Origin of the sequence: Corallococcus sicarius, from assembly GCF_003611735.1 — a bacterium.
Taxonomy (GTDB): domain Bacteria; phylum Myxococcota; class Myxococcia; order Myxococcales; family Myxococcaceae; genus Corallococcus; species Corallococcus sicarius.
Map to the genome: position 1 here is coordinate 1 of NZ_RAWG01000227.1, position 15,884 is coordinate 15,884.

Annotated in this window: 17 protein-coding genes; 13 read left to right on the top strand and 4 right to left on the bottom strand. The window is 70.2% G+C overall.

Going from position 1 to position 15,884, the window contains the following annotated elements:
* Positions 1-116: 116 nt before the first annotated feature.
* Positions 117-1,079 carry a hypothetical protein gene (locus D7X12_RS28680; RefSeq protein WP_120628448.1) on the top strand — a complete coding sequence of 321 codons (963 nt, stop codon included), beginning with the start codon at positions 117-119 and terminating at the stop codon, positions 1,077-1,079.
* Between the two features lie 19 nt (positions 1,080-1,098).
* On the opposite strand, the gene D7X12_RS28685 is transcribed toward D7X12_RS28680, so the two are convergent.
* Entirely contained in the window at positions 1,099-1,707 is a 609-nt protein-coding gene (locus D7X12_RS28685; protein ID WP_120628449.1) for a Maf family protein, read from the bottom strand.
* 104 nt (positions 1,708-1,811) lie between these two features.
* Between D7X12_RS28685 and D7X12_RS28690 the strand changes: the two genes are divergently transcribed.
* Both D7X12_RS28690 and D7X12_RS28695 read left to right on the top strand, forming a co-directional pair.
* Positions 1,812-3,065, top strand: coding sequence for a metallopeptidase family protein (locus D7X12_RS28690; RefSeq protein WP_120628450.1), 1,254 nt, complete (start codon positions 1,812-1,814; stop codon positions 3,063-3,065).
* Positions 3,066-3,072: 7 nt separating this feature from the next.
* Positions 3,073-4,251 (top strand): class I SAM-dependent rRNA methyltransferase, encoded by a 1,179-nt coding sequence (locus D7X12_RS28695; RefSeq protein ID WP_120628451.1) that lies wholly within the window; start codon positions 3,073-3,075, stop codon positions 4,249-4,251.
* A gap of 23 nt (positions 4,252-4,274) precedes the next feature.
* On the opposite strand, the gene D7X12_RS28700 is transcribed toward D7X12_RS28695, so the two are convergent.
* Positions 4,275-4,778: a caib/baif family protein gene (locus D7X12_RS28700; RefSeq protein ID WP_244224839.1), complete on the bottom strand. Its 504-nt coding sequence runs from the start codon at positions 4,776-4,778 to the stop codon at positions 4,275-4,277.
* A gap of 31 nt (positions 4,779-4,809) precedes the next feature.
* Complete coding sequence (locus tag D7X12_RS28705) at positions 4,810-5,370, bottom strand: hypothetical protein (protein WP_244224840.1); 561 nt, start codon at positions 5,368-5,370, stop codon at positions 4,810-4,812.
* Positions 5,371-5,404: 34 nt separating this feature from the next.
* On the opposite strand from D7X12_RS28705, the gene D7X12_RS28710 reads away from it, so the two are divergent.
* The 4 genes from D7X12_RS28710 (at position 5,405) to D7X12_RS28725 (ending at position 10,075) form a co-directional block, all read left to right on the top strand.
* Complete coding sequence (locus tag D7X12_RS28710; protein ID WP_120628452.1) at positions 5,405-7,483, top strand: ATP-dependent helicase; 2,079 nt, start codon at positions 5,405-5,407, stop codon at positions 7,481-7,483.
* A 179-nt stretch (positions 7,484-7,662) separates the two neighbouring features.
* Positions 7,663-8,109 carry a 50S ribosomal protein L13 gene (gene rplM, locus D7X12_RS28715; protein ID WP_120628453.1) on the top strand — a complete coding sequence of 149 codons (447 nt, stop codon included), beginning with the start codon at positions 7,663-7,665 and terminating at the stop codon, positions 8,107-8,109.
* Positions 8,110-8,118: 9 nt separating this feature from the next.
* Positions 8,119-8,520 carry a 30S ribosomal protein S9 gene (gene rpsI / locus D7X12_RS28720; RefSeq protein ID WP_120611701.1) on the top strand — a complete coding sequence of 134 codons (402 nt, stop codon included), beginning with the start codon at positions 8,119-8,121 and terminating at the stop codon, positions 8,518-8,520.
* A gap of 136 nt (positions 8,521-8,656) precedes the next feature.
* Positions 8,657-10,075 carry a type IV pilus twitching motility protein PilT gene (locus D7X12_RS28725; protein ID WP_120628462.1) on the top strand — a complete coding sequence of 473 codons (1,419 nt, stop codon included), beginning with the start codon at positions 8,657-8,659 and terminating at the stop codon, positions 10,073-10,075.
* Positions 10,076-10,106: 31 nt separating this feature from the next.
* Here the strand turns inward: D7X12_RS28725 and D7X12_RS28730 are convergent, their stop codons facing one another.
* Complete coding sequence (locus D7X12_RS28730) at positions 10,107-10,844, bottom strand: hypothetical protein (protein WP_120628454.1); 738 nt, start codon at positions 10,842-10,844, stop codon at positions 10,107-10,109.
* Positions 10,845-10,879: 35 nt separating this feature from the next.
* On the opposite strand from D7X12_RS28730, the gene D7X12_RS28735 reads away from it, so the two are divergent.
* Genes D7X12_RS28735 through selD form a run of 6 tightly spaced genes read left to right on the top strand, consistent with a single transcriptional unit; the run spans position 10,880 to position 15,684 of the window.
* Positions 10,880-11,386 carry a regulatory protein RecX gene (locus D7X12_RS28735; RefSeq protein WP_120628455.1) on the top strand — a complete coding sequence of 169 codons (507 nt, stop codon included), beginning with the start codon at positions 10,880-10,882 and terminating at the stop codon, positions 11,384-11,386.
* Positions 11,387-11,398: 12 nt separating this feature from the next.
* Positions 11,399-12,169 (top strand): outer membrane protein assembly factor BamD, encoded by a 771-nt coding sequence (locus D7X12_RS28740; protein ID WP_120628456.1) that lies wholly within the window; start codon positions 11,399-11,401, stop codon positions 12,167-12,169.
* Positions 12,166-12,870, top strand: a complete 705-nt coding sequence (locus tag D7X12_RS28745) for a hypothetical protein (RefSeq protein WP_120628457.1) — start codon at positions 12,166-12,168, stop codon at positions 12,868-12,870. The genes D7X12_RS28740 and D7X12_RS28745 overlap by 4 nt, the downstream gene beginning before the upstream one ends.
* A 38-nt stretch (positions 12,871-12,908) precedes the next feature.
* Positions 12,909-13,631 carry a tetratricopeptide repeat protein gene (locus D7X12_RS28750; protein ID WP_120628458.1) on the top strand — a complete coding sequence of 241 codons (723 nt, stop codon included), beginning with the start codon at positions 12,909-12,911 and terminating at the stop codon, positions 13,629-13,631.
* A gap of 37 nt (positions 13,632-13,668) precedes the next feature.
* Complete coding sequence (locus D7X12_RS28755; RefSeq protein ID WP_120628459.1) at positions 13,669-14,613, top strand: FHA domain-containing protein; 945 nt, start codon at positions 13,669-13,671, stop codon at positions 14,611-14,613.
* A gap of 12 nt (positions 14,614-14,625) precedes the next feature.
* On the top strand, positions 14,626-15,684 hold the full coding sequence (gene selD / locus D7X12_RS28760; RefSeq protein WP_120628460.1) for a selenide, water dikinase SelD: 1,059 nt from the start codon (positions 14,626-14,628) through the stop codon (positions 15,682-15,684).
* Positions 15,685-15,884: the final 200 nt, after the last annotated feature.

A 15,884-nucleotide genomic window follows, 5' to 3' on the forward strand; every position in this document is an offset into this window, starting at 1 on the left:
CACCAGGGTGGGGGTCAAGTGTCACCCCTGGGCCACGCCCCTGCGGCTGGACAGCCACGGGGCCCGGGAGGCCAGTTGGGCGGGGGCGGAGGATTCAGGGTAAACGGCGGACCGCCATGCGAGTCCAGGTCCTCTTCCACGACAACTGTTTCGACGGCGCGGCCAGCGCCGCGGTCTTCACCCGCTTCTACCGGGAGCGCGTGCGCGCGGACGCGACGTTCAGCTACCGGGGCCTGTCCCACAAGCCGGGCGCGGAGGGCATCGACCCGGCCGTCTTCACCGGGGACGAGAACGTCATCGTCGACTTCCGCTACAGCCAGGACGCGCGGCTCACCTGGTGGTTTGATCACCACGCCTCCGCCTTCCAGCAGCCCGGGGACGAGTCCCACTTCCAGCGTGACACCAGCGGCCAGAAGTTCCACGACGCGCACCGCAAGAGCTGCACGCTGTACCTGGCGGACGTGGCGCGCGAGCGCTTCGGCTGGGACGCCTCGCCGCTGTCGGACCTGCTGCACTGGGCGGAGCTCATCGACGGGGCGCAGTTCCCCAGTCCCCAGATGGCGGTGGCGCTGGAGGAGCCCGCGCTGCGCATCATGACGGTGCTGGAGTCCACGAAGGACGACACCCTCATCCCGGAGGTCATCCGCCGGATGCAGTCCGAGTCGCTCGCGGACATCGCCGCCTCGCCCCTCATCGCCGCCCCGCTGGAGCCGCTGCTCTTCCGGCACCAGCGCAACATCGACCTCGTGCGTGAGAAGGCCCGCTACGAGCACGGCGTCGTCTTCTTCGACCTCGTGGACGAGGGCGTGGACAGCCTCAACAAGTTCATCGCCTACGCGCTCTACCCGGATGCGCGCTACACGCTCTGGGTGGGGCGGGGCGCGTCGCGCGCCAAGGTGTCCCTGGGCTCCAACCCGTGGAGGCCGGAGACGCGCAAGCACGACCTGGCCGCCATCGCTGGCCGCTACGGCGGGGGCGGGCACCCGGTCGTGTCCGCGGTGAGCTTCAAGGCGGACCAGTCCGACAAGGCCCGCGCCGCGTACCAGGAGATACTGGCGGAGCTGTCCAGCGCGGGGTGATGCACCGCCGGGCCGGGCCTCACGGGCGGGGGAAGAACATGAAGCCCGCCTGCCGCAGGAGCCGCACCACCGACAGCATGGGCAGGCCCTGCACGTTGGTGCGGTCGCCCTCCAGCTTCGCGAGCAGCGCCTGTCCCTGGCCCTCCACGCGGTAGCTGCCCGCGCAGCCCTCCCACTCGCCGGTGTCCAGGTAGCGCTCCAGCTCCTCGGGCGGGACGGGGAAGAAGGTGAGGCGCGTGGTCTCCACCGCCTCCGCGAAATGGCCTCCGGGCCCCACCAGGCACACGCCGGTGTGGATGGCGTGGGTGTGGCCCAGAAGCCGCTGGAGCTGTCCGCGCGCGGCGTCCCTGTCCTGGGGCTTGCCCAGCACGCCGTGGCCCACCTCCACGAGCTGATCCGCGCCAATCACCCAGGCCTCCGGATGGCGCGCGTGGACCGCGCGGGCCTTGCGCGCCGCGAGGCTCCGGACGGCCTCCTCGGCGGACAGGGTGGAGGGCACGTCTTCGTCCACGCCCGGGGCTTCGGTGTGGTAGGGCAGGCCCAGCCCGTCCATCAGGGCCCTGCGCGCGCTGGAGGTGGAGGCCAGGATGAGGTCGCCGAGGTCGCCGAGGTCGCCGGGGGTCTTCATGGGAAGGGCAGGGTAGTGCAGCCGGAGTGGGGAAGGGACCCTTCGAGCGGGCAGGCACGTCCCCGCTTCCGGTGGATGGGGCGGATGCCATAGCCTTCCGGCCCATGTCGCGGCGCGGTCTGCTCGCTGTCTGTCTCCTGCTCGCATCCTGTAAACGCTCGCCTCCGGCCGCCGCCGACGCGGGCACGGATGCGGGTGCGCAGGTCTCCGTGAGCGCTGACGCGGGGTCGCTCGCCCACGCCACGGGCCCTGGCGACGGGGGCCTCCGGGCCTCCGTGTCGCCGCCGGAGGACGCCGTGGCGGAGGTGCACCCGCTGGCCGTGTGCGATTCGCGGGGCGAGGCCCCCCTGGACGCGGCCCGCAGCTACTACGACGGGGCCCGGTTCGACGCGGCGCTCTCCTGTGCCGCGCAGGCCGCCGCGCTGGATCCGGACTCCGCGGCGGCCCACGCCGAGCGCGGCGCGGCGCTCGCGGCCCTCGACCGCGAGCCCGAGGCGCAGCTCGCCTTCGCCCGGGCGCTGGCCATCGACCCCGGGGACCCGGACGCGCTGCTGGCCGCCGCGCACCTGTACGCGGTGCAGCTGCCCTCCTCGCGCGAGCGGGACGAACTGGGCGCGCTCTACGCCGAGCGCGGCCTGTCCCAGCCCTCCACGCCCCCGGAGCTCGTCCCGGCCCTGGCGCTGGTGGCGGCCATGGCCTTCAACGACCTGGGGCAGTCGGAGCAGGCGCTGGAGCGCTCCGCCATCGTCCTGGCCCGCGAGCCGGGCAACGCCGAGGCGAAGTACGAGAAGGCCCTGGCCCTCTTCGAGCTGTGCCGCTTCCGGGAGGCGAAGGCGGCCTTCACGTCGCTCCTGCCGGACAAGGGGCGCGCCGCCCACGCCCACCAGCACCTGGGGCTGCTCCTGGAGCGCGAGGGGCGCTGGAAGCAGGCGGAGGAGCACTTCGCGCAGGCCCGCGCGCTGGAGCCCGAGGACTTCCCCCCACCGCCCCTGCCGTCGCCGGAGGAGTTCAAGGCCCAGGTAACGCGGGCGCTGGCGGACCTCCCGGAGGACATGCACCGGGACCTTTCGGGCGTGCCGGTGGCCACGGAGGAGCTGCCCTCGGAGGACGACCTGCTGGCCAACCAGCCGCCCCTGTCGCCCACCATCCTGGGCCTGTTCCGGGGACCCTCCCTCCACGAGCCGTGCGACGGGACGGAGACGCCGTGCCGCTCCGTGGCCCTCTACCGGCGCAACCTGGCCCGGGCGGTTCGCACCCCCGAGGAGCTGCGCGAACAGATTCGCGTGACACTGCTGCATGAAATCGGGCATCTGCGAGGGGAGGACGACGAGGAACTGGCCGCACGCGGCCTGGAGTGAGCCCCACATGCCTTCCCTTCCCACTGCCCGTGTCAGCCTGAAGGGCGCCAAGACGCTGCGTCGTGGCACCCCCTGGCTGTACCGCACGGAGCTGATGGAGCCCCCCGCCACCGACACGCCGGGCGCGGTGGTGGCGGTGGTGGACCCGCAGGGCAACCCCATCGGGCAGGCGCTCTACGCCCGCCGCTCCCCGCTCGCCCTGCGCCTGCTCACCCGCAAGAGCCCCGCCGAGGAGAAGGTGGACGACGCCTTCTTCCGCCGCCGCGTGGAGGCCGCGCTCGCCCGCCGGGCGGTGCTCCCCGGACGGGATGGCCTCCGGCTCGTGCACGGCGAGGCGGACCTGCTGCCCGGCTTCTTCGTGGACCGCTACGGCCCGGGCCTCACGATTCAAACGCTCTCCGAGGGCATGGACGCCCGCAAGGAGATGCTCGCGCGCGTGCTGGTGGAGAAGACAGGGGCCACCCACGTGGTGTGCCGCGACGACGCCTCCGGCCGCGACTTCGAGAACCTGCCGCGCGAGGTGCGCCTGCTGCACGGACAGGGCGACGCGCGCTTCAGCTACCACGAGGGGGAGAACCGCTTCGAGGTCGACCTGCTGGGCGACATGAAGACGGGCGCGTTCCTGGACCAGGTGGACAACCACCTGCGCGCGGGCGAGCTGGGCCGGGGCGACGCGCTGGACTGCTTCAGCTACCACGGCGGCTTCGCGCTCGCGCTGGCGAAGCACTGCACGTCGGTGCTCGCGGTGGAGCAGGACGCGAAGGCCGCCGCGCGCGCGAAGTCCAACGCGGACGCCAACGGCCGCGCCAACGTGCAGGTGGAGAACGCCAACGCCTTCGACGTGCTGCGCCGCTTCGACCAGGAGGGCCGCCGCTTCGACACCATCGTCCTGGACCCGCCGGGGCTCGCCAAGCGCCGCGAGGGCCTGGCCACCGCGCTGCGCGCCTACCACGAGCTCAACCTGCGCGCCCTGCGCTGCCTCAAGCCGGACGGGCTCCTGGTGACGTGCTCGTGCTCGGGGAAGCTGGACCGCGAGGGCTTCGAGTCCATGGTGCTGGACGCGGCCGTGGACGCGAAGCGGCCGGTGCAGATCCTGGAGCGCCGCGGCGCCGGGTTGGATCACCCGGTGCTCGCGGGCCTGCTGGAGACGGAGTACCTCAAGGCCCTCTACGTGCGCGCCCTCTAGACAGGGCGCGGAAGGAGGCCGCGCTACGGGATGCCCAGGTCCTTGCGCAGCCTCCCCACGACCTTGAAGTACTCGGTGCGGGGGAAGCCGACGTTGAGGATGTGGAAGTCCTTCTTGGACAGGCCCACGCACCCGAAGCAGTAGTTGCAGTCCTGCAGGTTCTTGCTCAGCACCACGTACGCGCTGTTGGAGCAGTTCTCGCTCTGCACGCAGTAGGCGCACGCGTGGCAGTTCTTGCACTCCACGCAGTGCGAGCAGCTGGTGCACAGCTCGCAGCGCGTGCAGTGCGTGCACTGGTGGCAGCTGTCGCAGTCCTTGCAGAACATGCAGTTGGCGCAGCGCTGACAGCCCTCGCACGCGTAGGAGCCGGGGTTGCCCGGGTCCACCGCGTAGCTCTTGGACAGCTTCTGGAACTGCTCCAGGAACTCGCGCTTGCCCAGGGAGGACACCCCCAGGCGCGCCGTCTTCTCCTGCTCCAACAACTCCTGGGCCGTCTGGGGCCGGGACCCCTTCTCCTTCACCGCCACGGACGCTCCTTGAACTCGAATCGGACTGGAATCACTGCAGCCGGGCGAGCCCGGCCAGGTCGATGCCGCGTGCCACCCGTCGCACCTCCACGGTGCTGGGGAAGCCGCGGCTGGTGACGGCCACCACGAAACGGTCGCCCACCAGGAGGTTGGCTTCCGCCACGGCCTCGTCCGCGTCATACCGCACGAAGCCCACGGCTTCCTTCCACTGGATGGGGGCCGTCGGGTCGCTCGCTGCACGGCCTCGCGCCTTCTGCGCCGCCTCCCGGATGGCCTGCCCCAGCTTGAGCCCCATCGTGGTGTCCACGATGCGCACCTTCACCTCACGCCCCTCGCCGCGCGTGTAGGTCCGCTCCGCCTCCGACACGGACACGTCCCCGTACTTGCCGGTGGAGCCCCCGGTGGAGCCCACCGTGAAACCCTCCAGCGTGTCGGGGAGGAAGGGCGCCAGGTCCTTGAAGTACACGCACGGTGCGGCGGTCGTCACCACATCGCGCGGGGTGGGAGATGTCGTGCGTTCGCCGTCAAGGCATCCGCCGCCCACGCCGAGCGCGAGGGCCGCGGTGGCCAGCCGTAGGAAATAGTCGCGCACGAACGAATCAAAGGGTATCCCCGGCCTGCGCGCAATGGACCTTTCGAAGCTCAATCCTCCACAGCGTGAGGCGGTGCTGACGACCCAGGGTCCCCTGCTCGTACTGGCGGGCGCCGGCAGCGGCAAGACGCGGGTCATCACCCACCGCATCGTCCACCTGCTCAACGAGCGGCCGGGCCACCTGCTCGCCCGCAACATCCTGGCCGTCACCTTCACCAACAAGGCCGCCACGGAGATGAAGGAGCGGCTGGTCCACATGGCCGGCCCGCGCGCCCAGGGCGTGCTGGTGTGCACCTTCCACGCGTTCGGCGCGGAGGTGCTGCGCGAGGACATCCACCGGCTGGGGTGGCCCAAGAAGTTCGCCATCGCGGACATGGGTGACCAGCTGGCCATCATCCGCCGCGCCATGCGCGAGAAGCGCATCGACGACCGCGCCTTCGACGCGCGCAAGGTCCTCACCCTCATCTCCAAGGCGAAGAACTCCGGCGAGGTGCCGCAGCCTAAAGGCGAGGGGCTGGGGGACGACTACGACCTCATCACCGCCATGGTGTTCGCGGACTACCAGCTCGCGCTCAAGGCGCAGGGCTCGGTGGACTTCGACGACCTGCTGGTGCTGCCCGCGCGCCTCTTGCGCGAACACCCGGACCTGCACCGCAAGTACACGCAGCGCTTCCGCTACCTCCTGGTGGACGAGTTCCAGGACACCAACCACGCCCAGCTGGACTTGCTCAAGCTGCTCGCGGGCGAGTCACGCAACGTGTGCGCGGTGGGTGACGACGACCAGTGCATCTATTCGTGGAGAGGCGCGGAGGTGCGCAACATCCTCGACTTTGATCGGCACTTCCCGGGCGGCAAGGAGGTGCGGCTGGAGCAGAACTACCGCTCGTCCCAGCGCGTGCTGGACGCGGCCAACGCCGTCATCGCCAAGAACCCCGAGCGCAAGGACAAGCGCATGTGGACCGACCGGCGGGGCGGCGAGCTGGTGAAGGTGGTGGCGTGTCCCAACGACGAGGAGGAGGCCCGCTTCGTCGCGCACGAAATCCAGAAGCACATCTCCCAGGGCGTCGCCGCGGACGACATCGCGGTGCTCTACCGCACCAACGGTCAGTCCCGCGCGGTGGAGGAGATGCTGCGCGAGAAGAACATCGCCTACGAAGTGGTGGGCGGCAGCGAGTTCTTCGACCGCAGCGAGGTGAAGGACGTCATCGCGTACTTCAAGGTGCTCGCCAACCGGCTGGATGAAATCAGCCTCATGCGCATCGTCAACGTGCCGCCGCGAGGCATTGGCGACGTGACGATGGAGCGGCTGCACGGGCACGCGCGCGCCCAGGGCGTGACGCTGTGGACGGCCATGCGTCGCGCGGACACCTACGAGGACCTGCCGGCGGGCGCGGGCGGCAAGGTGCTGGAGTTCGTGGAGATGGTGGAGCGCTACCGCGACGCCTTCTCCCAGGCCCCCCGCCTGTCGGAGGCGACGCAGAAGCTGCTGGAGGAGATTGGCTTTCGCGAGGCCACCCGCGCCAAGGCCGTCTCCGGCACCGCCGCGGACAAGAAGCTCAAGAGCGTGGACCACGTGCTCGCGTCGCTGGAGAAGTTCGAGAAGCGCGAGGGCCCCAAGGCCAGCCTCCTCACGTACCTGAACCGCCTCAGCCTGGACACGCGCCAGGAGGAGGAAGAGGTCCCCGGCCAGAACCGCCGCGTGACGCTCATGTCGCTGCACGCCTCCAAGGGCCTGGAGTACCGGCTCGTCTTCTTCATCGGCATGGAGGAGGACCTGATGCCCCACGGCGGCATGCAGGGCGAGGCGCAGAACCTCGAGGAGGAGCGCCGGCTCTGCTACGTGGGCATCACCCGCGCCAAGGAGCTGCTCTACCTCACGCGCTCCACCGTGCGCGTGAAGCGCGGCAAGGAGGTGCCCCGCACCCCCTCGCGCTTCCTGGAGGATCTGCCCCCGGACGCCTTCGAGAACGTCGACATGGACGCGCCGCGTCAAGGTCCGCCGGATGAGAAGGAGAAGAACTTCTTCGCCAACCTGAAGGAGCGCTTCAAGAAGCCTCCGCCGGGGCCTTCTGGCGGGGGGCCGGGCCCGGGAGCGGCTGGCCGGGTGCCCTAGGCGGCCGGATTTCCAGGCCCCATGCGCCCGACCTTGACTTGATCCCAGGGTCCCGCTAGGAGGTTCGGCCTTTCCGGGCTTCTGTCGGAGTTTTGGCGGAGGACCCGCGGTTGGTTTCGCACGAGCACGCGTCCCCTGGCATGCACCTGGGTGTCGCGCCGAAGTTTGGAGTGCACGAAATGTCGCAGAAGACCTACAGCGCCAAGGCCGCGGACATCAAGCGCCAGTGGCACGTCATTGACGTGTCCGACAAGGTGCTTGGCCGCGCCGCCAGTCAGATTGCCACCCTCCTGAAGGGCAAGCACAAGCCGACGTACACCCCGTCCATCGACACGGGCGACCACGTCATCGTCATCAACGCCGACAAGGTGAAGGTGACGGGTACGAAGGAGACGGACAAGCTGTACTACCGTCACCCGTACGCGGGTTTCCCCGGCGCCCTGAAGATCACCAACCTGCAGAAGCTCCGCGCCCGGCACCCTGAGGACGTCATCCTCAACGCCGTGCGTCGCATGCTCCCGCGCAGCGCCCTGGGCCGTCAGATGATGACGAAGCTCAAGGTGTATGCTGGTGACACCCATCCGCACACCGCGCAGAAGCCGGTGGCGTACAACGTCGAGGCGTAAGGAACAGCCATGGCGATCAATCCTGAACTCGGTTTCTACGCCACCGGCCGCCGCAAGGAGGCCACCGCTCGCGTGTGGCTGCGTCCTGGCAATGGCCTCGTGGTCATCAACGGCCGCGACATCAACGAGTACTTCGGCCGTGAGACGTCGAAGATGGTGCTCAACCAGCCGCTCGACATCCTGGAGCAGAAGGGCAAGCTCGACGTCACGGTCAACGTGCGCGGCGGCGGTCTCTCTGGCCAGGCCGGTGCCATCCGTCACGGCATCGCGCGCGCGCTGTGCGCCTTCAACCCGGAGTTCCGTCCGGCGCTGAAGAAGGCCGGCTTCCTCACCCGCGATGCTCGCGCGGTCGAGCGCAAGAAGTACGGCCAGCCCGGCGCCCGTCGTCGGTTCCAGTTCTCCAAGCGCTAATCCGCTTGTCGGCTCGTTGGAGCCGCTCCACGGCGGGGGTCCTCTCAAGGGACCTCCGCCGTTTTGCTTTGCGGGCAGGCGACCCTGCGTGCCGTCGCGGGTGGCGCGGCCGTTCTGCTACCATCCGGGCCCTCCCATGGAACTCAACGAAATCCTGCAGATCGCCCTGCGTGGCGGCGCCTCCGACATCCACCTGAAGGCGGGCCTGCCGCCCATGTTCCGCGTGGACGGGTCGCTGGTGCCGCTCAAGGACGGCCGCCGCCTGCCTCCGGAAGAGGTGGCGCGCATGGCGTTCGGCATCATGAACGAGTTCCAGAAGGAGAAGTTCAAGGTCAGCAACGAGGTGGACCTGGCCTACGGAGTGCCCGGCCTGGGCCGCTTCCGCGTGAACGTCTTCCAGCAGCGCGGCACGGTGGGCGCGGTGCTGCGCGTCATCCCCTTCAAGGTCATGACGATGAAGGACCTGCTCCTGCCCACGGTGCTGGAGAAGGTGTGCGGCGAGGAGCGCGGGCTGGTGCTGGTGACGGGCACCACGGGCTCCGGCAAGTCCACGACGTTGGCGGCGATGATCGACTTCATCAACTCCAACGAGACCAACCACATCATGACCATCGAGGACCCCATCGAGTTCCTCATCCGCGACAAGCGCTCCATCGTGAACCAGCGCGAAGTGGGTGTGGACACGATGAGCTTCTCGCAGGCCCTCAAGAGCGCGCTGCGCCAGGACCCGGACGTCATCCTCGTGGGCGAAATGCGCGACCACGAAACGATTGAGACGGCCCTCCACGCGGCGGAGACGGGTCACCTCGTGATGTCCACGCTGCACACGCTGGACGCGACGGAGACCATCAACCGCATCGTGTCCGCCTTCCCCCCGCACCAGCAGAAGCAGGTGCGCCTGCAGCTCTCCAGCGTGCTGCGCGGCGTGGTGAGCCAGCGGCTCGTTCCGCGCGCGGACGGCAAGGGCCGCGTGGCGGCGGTGGAGGTGCTTCGCGTCACCGCGCGCGTGCGCGAGCTGATTGAGGACAAGGACCGCACGAAGGAGATCCACGACGCCATCTCGCAGGGCACGGACTCCTACGGGATGCAGACCTTCGACCAGTCGCTGATGAGCCTCGTGCGCAACGGGCTCGTCACCTACGAAGAGGCCCACCGCCAGGCCAGCAACCCGGACGACTTCGCGCTGCGCTTCTCCGGCATCAGCGGTACGTCCGACTCGAAGTGGGACAACTTCGACGCCAAGGCCGGCGACGAGCGTCCCATCCCGGGCTCCGCCTCCTTCGCGCAGAAGGGCGCGCCCGCGCCCGCTCCCGCGGCCCCCGCGGCGCAGCCCGCGCCCGCCCAGGCTCCGCGCCCCGGCGCGCCCATGGCCGCCCGGCCCGCGACGCCTCCGCCCGGGGTCGCGGCCCCGCGTCCGCCCGCGCCCGCGCCCGGCGTCGTCCAGGGCCGGCCCATGCCTCCTCCCCAGGCGGCCCGTCCGCCCACGCCCGCTCCGGTGCCCGCGCCCGCTCCGGCGGCCGGGGGCGACGACGACTTCCAGATCGAGCGCTTCTGAGCCTCGCGCTGGAGGCTCCTGGCGGCGCCGCTCAGGCGTCGTCGTCACCCAGCTGCGCACGCAGCCGGGTGAGGCGCAGCGGGCCCACCAGCCCCTGGTGGCCCAGTGTCTGGAGCAGCGACACGGTGGCGCGCACGCGCGCGTCCTGCACCTCGTCGGACTCCTGGACGACCTCGTTGTCGAGCAGCGTCTCCAGGTGCTCCGGGTTGATGGACGTGGGGCCTTCCGCCCAGGCGATTTCAAAGAGGGCGCGGGCCATGTGCTCGCGCGCCTTGCGGTCCGGTTCGGAGGGCGCGCCCTTGATGAACGCGAGGAACAGCGCGTCCACGGTCTCCTTGGACAGCGCGGCCAGGGCGGGCACCTCGCCCAGGGACTCCTTCACGTAGTCGGCGTCGAAGGCGTCCACGTCCTGCTCGTACCCGAAGGCCTCCTCCAGGAGGATGGACGCGATGAAGGCGTCCGACTCCTCGTCGCTCGCGCCCTCTTCCTTGAGGGCCTCGCGCGCCTTCTGGGTGGCCGTCGTGAGCGCCGGGTCCTCCGTGAGGGCGCGGGCGGCGGCGTGCGCGGCCAGCAGCACCAGCGCGGCCTGGGCGTCGGAGGACAGCGCGCGGCCGCTCACGCCCTGCAGCATCGCGCGCTGCTTGGGGTTCGCGTCCGCGGCGGCCACGAAGAGTTGCTCCTCCGGAGTGAGCGGTTCACCCGCCTTCTCCTTGCGAAGCGTCTCCTTGGCGGCATCGGCGGTGAGGAAGCGGGCAAGAACGGGGTGCATGGCGGGGCCTGTTACCACATGGTAGGGACTCCGCGATGGTTGAGGAGCCCGAAGGCCCGGAGGCTGTCCAGCGCGCTACCGATGCCTGCTTGCGCCTGCTCGCGGTGCGCGCCCGCAGCCGCCATGAACTGACGCTCGCGCTGGAGCGCAAGGGCTACGCCAGTCCCGTGCGCGAAGCGGTGATGGCCCGGCTCGAACAGTGGGGCTACCTGGACGACGCGAAGTTCGCCCGTGAACGGGCCGCGTCCCTCCTGGGCAAGGGGAAGCTGGGGCCGCGCGCCGTCCTCCAGCGGCTCCAGGCGCACGGCCTGGAGGGCGCGGTGGCCCGGCAGGCCCTGGCCTCGGCGAAGGACGCGGTGGGCTTCGACGCGCTGGCCGCCGCCCGTCAGGTGCTGGAACGCCGGCGCCTGGCTGGCCGCCCGCTGGACGCGAAGGAGCAGGCTCGCGCGGGACGGCTCCTGCTCAGCCGGGGCTTCGCGCCCGACGTCGTGACCCAACTGGTGGGTGAACCTTCGCTGGACCCCTCCGGGCAGGACGAATAGTTTGGGGGCGTGATGCGCTCTGTCGTCCTCTGTCTGTCCGTCCTGCTGCTCTCCGGCTGCGCGGCCCTCTCCCAGGGGCCCGCGGGCGAGCCCAACTACGCCACCCAGGCCGCCGAGAACCTGGCGCTGGGGGACGCCGCGCTGGAGGACAACGACTTCCTCAAGGCGGAGAAGTACTTCGACCATGTCCGCGCCAGGTACCCGTACCTGGAGGCGGCCCGCGAGGCGGAGCTGAAGCTGGCGGACCTGGACTTCGCCCGGGAGATGTTCCCGGAGGCGCGCGAAAAGTTCGATTCATTCATCAAGCTGCACCCCACCCACCCCAAGGTGGACTACGCCGCGTACCGGCTGGCCCTCTCCTACGTGGAGGAGTTCCCCTCGGAGTTCTTCGCCCTGCCGCCTTCGTACGAGAAGGAGCAGAAGCCCATGTACGACGCGCTCCGGGCCATGAACCTGTTCGTGCGCCAGTACCCGGATTCGCAGTACGTGAAGGAAGCGACGGAGAAGGCCGACGACGCCCGCCTCCGGCTGGCCCGCCACGAGCTGTACGTCGCGTCGTTCTACGCCAAGCGCGAGCGCTGGAAGGCCGTGGCCCAGCGCCTGGAGGGGCTGCTCAAGAACTACCCGGGCACCCCGCTGGAGGAGCAGGCCCTCTTTGATCTGCACGCGGCCTACGGGAAGCTCAACGACCCGCAGCGCGCCCAGGACACGCTGCGCCAGGTCATCAAGCGCCTGCCGGGCACGCCCGCCGCCGAGCGCGCCCAGAAGCTGCTGGGCTCGTGAGGCGCCTGGAGGACTGGGGCAAGCTGGGCGGCATCGGCATCGCCGCCCTCGCCCTGGCCGCCGCCCTCCTGTTCTTCGGCCCGCGCCTGCTCGGCGCCGCGGCCGGGCCGGAGGCGGAGATCATCACCACCCTCAAGGAGGCCGAACACGACGGCGTGTCCCTGCCCGTGCCCGGCGCTCCCGTCCCGCTCGTCTCCCGGAAGATTCAATACGCGCGCATCGCCGTGTCGGTGGCGCCGGACGGCCAGAGCGCGGAGGCCTACGCGACGCTGGACTTCGAGGGCGTGCTGGGGACCACCGTCGTCAGCACCGCCGGGGTGGAGCGCGTGCCCTTCGCGCTGGAAGCGGGGGAGTGGAAGCCCCAGCCCTCGGTGGCGCCCCGGCTGGTGGCGGCGGTGGCGGCGCTGGAGGCCCGGCGGCGCGCGCTCGCGCAGGGGCTCCCCCAGGAGCTGGCACGGTTGACGGGCCCGGGCGGCGACGGCGGCGTGGGGCAGGCGTGGGCGGAAGCCGCCCCCCTGCGGCGGCGCCGCCTGACGGTGGCGGCGTGGTACCTGCGGCTGGAGCGGGACGAGGCGGTGGTGACGGAGCACTACCGCCTGGAGGGGGACCTGCCGTCGCGTCCGGTGGACACCCGGGGGGAGCGACCGCTTTTGCTCGTGCGCGAGGGCGATCAATTCTTGTTTTCGCCCGGGCTCATGTAGGCTACCCGAGGAGGACGGGGCCCGCGCGGGGCCGAGTCATGGAAGAAGCCCTCAAGCAGCTACTGACCCTCGGGCGCGGCTCCTTCGAGAAGAAGCAGTACGCCCAGGCCGAGCAGTACCTGACGAAGGTGGTCGAGCAGAATCCGACCTTCGCCGACGTCTACAACATGCTCGGCATCATCTACCACGACCAGGGCCAGTTCGCCCGGGCGCAGCGGGCCTTCGAGTCCGCGCTGCGACTCAACCCCGCGTACACGGAGGCCGCCCTCAACCTGGCGGTCATCTACAACGACATGGGGAAGTACGCGGAGGCGAAGGAGGTCTACCAGGCCGCCCTCTCCCGCCAGAAGGGCGCCCCCGGCGAGCTGGACCCGTACGTGATGAAGAAGGTGGCCAACATGTACGCCGACATCGGTGACGTGTTCGCCTCCAGCGGTGTGTGGGTCCGCGCGATTGAGGAGTACCGCCGCGCGCTGGCGCACTTCCCGGAGTTCGTGGACATCCGCCTCAAGCTGGGCAACGCGCTCCGGGATGCCGGGGACAACGTGGCCGCGCTCGCGGAGTACGAACAGGTGATCGCGCAGAATCCGGCGTACATTCCTGGACGGATCAATTACGGAATCGCACTCTATTCGGCGGGACGCCGTGACGAGGCAGTCAAGGTCTGGGAAGACGTGCTCGTGCGCAGCCCCGGCAACAAGAGCGCGCAGATGTACCTGAACCTGGTGAAAGACCCGGGGAAGGCGGAAGTGACGGGTTGAGCACCATGGCAACTTCCATCATCGAGGTCGCGGCACCGTGAGCACTCCGAGCGGTACGGCGAAGTCCTACGCCCTCAAGTTCATCTCCGGGAAGTACCAGGGCGGTGAGTTCCCGCTGAAGTCCGACAAGCTGATCGTCGTGGGACGGTCGAGTGAGTTGGACATGGTGCTCGTGGAGGACATGGTCTCGCGCAAGCACGCGAAGATCCTGTTCTCCGATGGGAAGATCACCATCGAGGACCTGGGGTCCACCAACGGCACCTTCGTCAACGGCGAGAAGGTCAAACAGGCCCGGCTGAAGGAGGGGGACCGCATCCTCATCGGCACCTCCATCCTCAAGCTCGTGCACCAGGGCGCGGAGAGCGCCGCCGTGGACGAGAGCGTGGTGAAGCAGAAGCTGGAGGAGGCCGCCGCCGCGCAGGCCGCGCGCACGACCAAGGCCAGCTCCATGACGGGGAAGATTGAAGAGATCCCCCTCCCGGACCTGCTCCAGCTCTTCCACACGTCGAAGAAGAACGGCGTGCTGGTGGTGAACAACGCCCACGAGGGCCGCATCTACCTGCGCCAGGGCCGCGTGTACTACGCGGTCATCGACGACAACCACAACCTGGGCCCGCAGAAGAGCTTCAACCGCATCGTCACCTGGGAAGAGGGTGACTTCGAGCTGCGCGCCGCGGACAGCCAGGAGTTCATGGTGGAGCTGGACTCGTCCACGGAGGCGCTCCTGATGGACGCGCTCCGGCAGCTGGACGAGTTCAAGCGCCTGCAGCCGCAGCTGCCGCCCATGGCCACCGCGCTGCGGCTCGCGCAGCCGCTGACGTCGCCCCTCAAGGAGCTGACGCCGGAGATGCTGGACGTGCTGCAGCTCGTGCACAACCACGGCTCGTTGGGCGGGGTGCTGGACCACTCGGACGGAGACGACGTGCTCACGGCCGAATCCGTGGTGCAGCTCATGAAGCGCGACTACGTGCGCGCGGAGTAGGGCGGGGACACGATGGCGGGCAAGAAGTCGGTGAAGGCGAAGCGCCTCACCGAGATGAGCCACTGCGCGGGCTGCGCGGCGAAGCTCAAGGCAGGGGACCTGGCGCGGGTGCTGGGCGGGCTGAAGACGGCCGCGCCCCCGCAGGCCCTGGTGGGCTTCACCACCAGCGACGACGCGGCGGTGTACCAGCTGGCGCCGGGGCTCGCGGTGGTGGAGACGGTGGACTTCTTCCCGCCCATCGTGGACGACCCGTTCCAGTTCGGCGCCATCGCCGCGGCGAACGCGCTGTCGGACATCTGGGCCATGGGCGCGAAGCCGCTGTTCGCGCTCAACCTCGTCTGCTTCCCGGACGAGCTGCCGCTCAAGGTGCTGCAGAAGATTCTGGCGGGCGGCCAGTCCAAGGCGGACGAGGCGGGCATCCCCATCCTGGGCGGCCACAGCATCCGCGACCCGGAGCCCAAGTACGGCATGGCCGTCACCGGCGTGGTGCACCCGAAGAAGGTGTTCACCAACGCGGGGGCGAAGCCCGGGGACGTGCTCATCCTCACCAAGCCCGTGGGCACCGGCATCGCCACCACCGCCATCAAGCGGGGCCTTGCGTCCAAGGCGCTCCAGAAGCGGGTGACGGCGCAGATGGCCACGCTCAACAAGGCGGCCGGAGAGGTGTTCGCGTCCGGGGCCTTCAAGGTGCACGCGCTCACGGACGTGACGGGCTACGGCCTGCTGGGGCACCTGCTGGAGATGATGACCGGCGCGAAGGCGAAGGCGCTCCTGGACCTGGAGCGCATCCCGCTCATCGCGGAGGTGCCGGCCCTGGCGGAGCAGGGCGTGGTGCCGGGCGGGACGAAGACGAACCTGGCCCACGTGAAGTCGAAGGTCCGCTTCCCGGAAGGGCTGCCGGAGCACATCCAGTGGCTGCTGGCGGATGCGCAGACCAATGGGGGCCTCCTGGCCAGCGTGCCCGCGAGGCACGCGCTCAAGGCGGTGCAGGCGCTGGAGAAGGCTGGCGTGGACGCGGCCCTCATTGGCGAGGTCCAGGCGGGCCGGCCGGGCATCGACGTGGTGGGCTGAGGCGCCCGCCGCACGGGCCCGGATTTCGCCTCCGGGCCGGGGCTCCGGTAGCATCCGGGGTGCGAATGTCGCCGCGCCGCTTCCCCACGCTCCTCCTCCTCGCGCTCGTGTGCCTCCTGCCGGCCCTGTCACGGGCGGGGGAGCGCGTCGCGCGCATCGTCATCGACCCGGGGCATGGCGGGGCGAAGGAGGGCGCGAAG

Coding starts and splice junctions, on each gene's coding strand:
- D7X12_RS28680 (WP_120628448.1), top strand. CDS start 117: ATGCGAGTCCAGGTCCTCTTCCACGACAACTGTTTCGACGGCGCGGCC.
- D7X12_RS28685 (WP_120628449.1), bottom strand. CDS start 1,707: ATGAAGACCCCCGGCGACCTCGGCGACCTCGGCGACCTCATCCTGGCC.
- D7X12_RS28690 (WP_120628450.1), top strand. CDS start 1,812: ATGTCGCGGCGCGGTCTGCTCGCTGTCTGTCTCCTGCTCGCATCCTGT.
- D7X12_RS28695 (WP_120628451.1), top strand. CDS start 3,073: ATGCCTTCCCTTCCCACTGCCCGTGTCAGCCTGAAGGGCGCCAAGACG.
- D7X12_RS28710 (WP_120628452.1), top strand. CDS start 5,405: ATGGACCTTTCGAAGCTCAATCCTCCACAGCGTGAGGCGGTGCTGACG.
- rplM (WP_120628453.1), top strand. CDS start 7,663: ATGTCGCAGAAGACCTACAGCGCCAAGGCCGCGGACATCAAGCGCCAG.
- rpsI (WP_120611701.1), top strand. CDS start 8,119: ATGGCGATCAATCCTGAACTCGGTTTCTACGCCACCGGCCGCCGCAAG.
- D7X12_RS28725 (WP_120628462.1), top strand. CDS start 8,657: ATGGAACTCAACGAAATCCTGCAGATCGCCCTGCGTGGCGGCGCCTCC.
- D7X12_RS28730 (WP_120628454.1), bottom strand. CDS start 10,844: ATGCACCCCGTTCTTGCCCGCTTCCTCACCGCCGATGCCGCCAAGGAG.
- D7X12_RS28735 (WP_120628455.1), top strand. CDS start 10,880: ATGGTTGAGGAGCCCGAAGGCCCGGAGGCTGTCCAGCGCGCTACCGAT.
- D7X12_RS28740 (WP_120628456.1), top strand. CDS start 11,399: ATGCGCTCTGTCGTCCTCTGTCTGTCCGTCCTGCTGCTCTCCGGCTGC.
- D7X12_RS28750 (WP_120628458.1), top strand. CDS start 12,909: ATGGAAGAAGCCCTCAAGCAGCTACTGACCCTCGGGCGCGGCTCCTTC.
- selD (WP_120628460.1), top strand. CDS start 14,626: ATGGCGGGCAAGAAGTCGGTGAAGGCGAAGCGCCTCACCGAGATGAGC.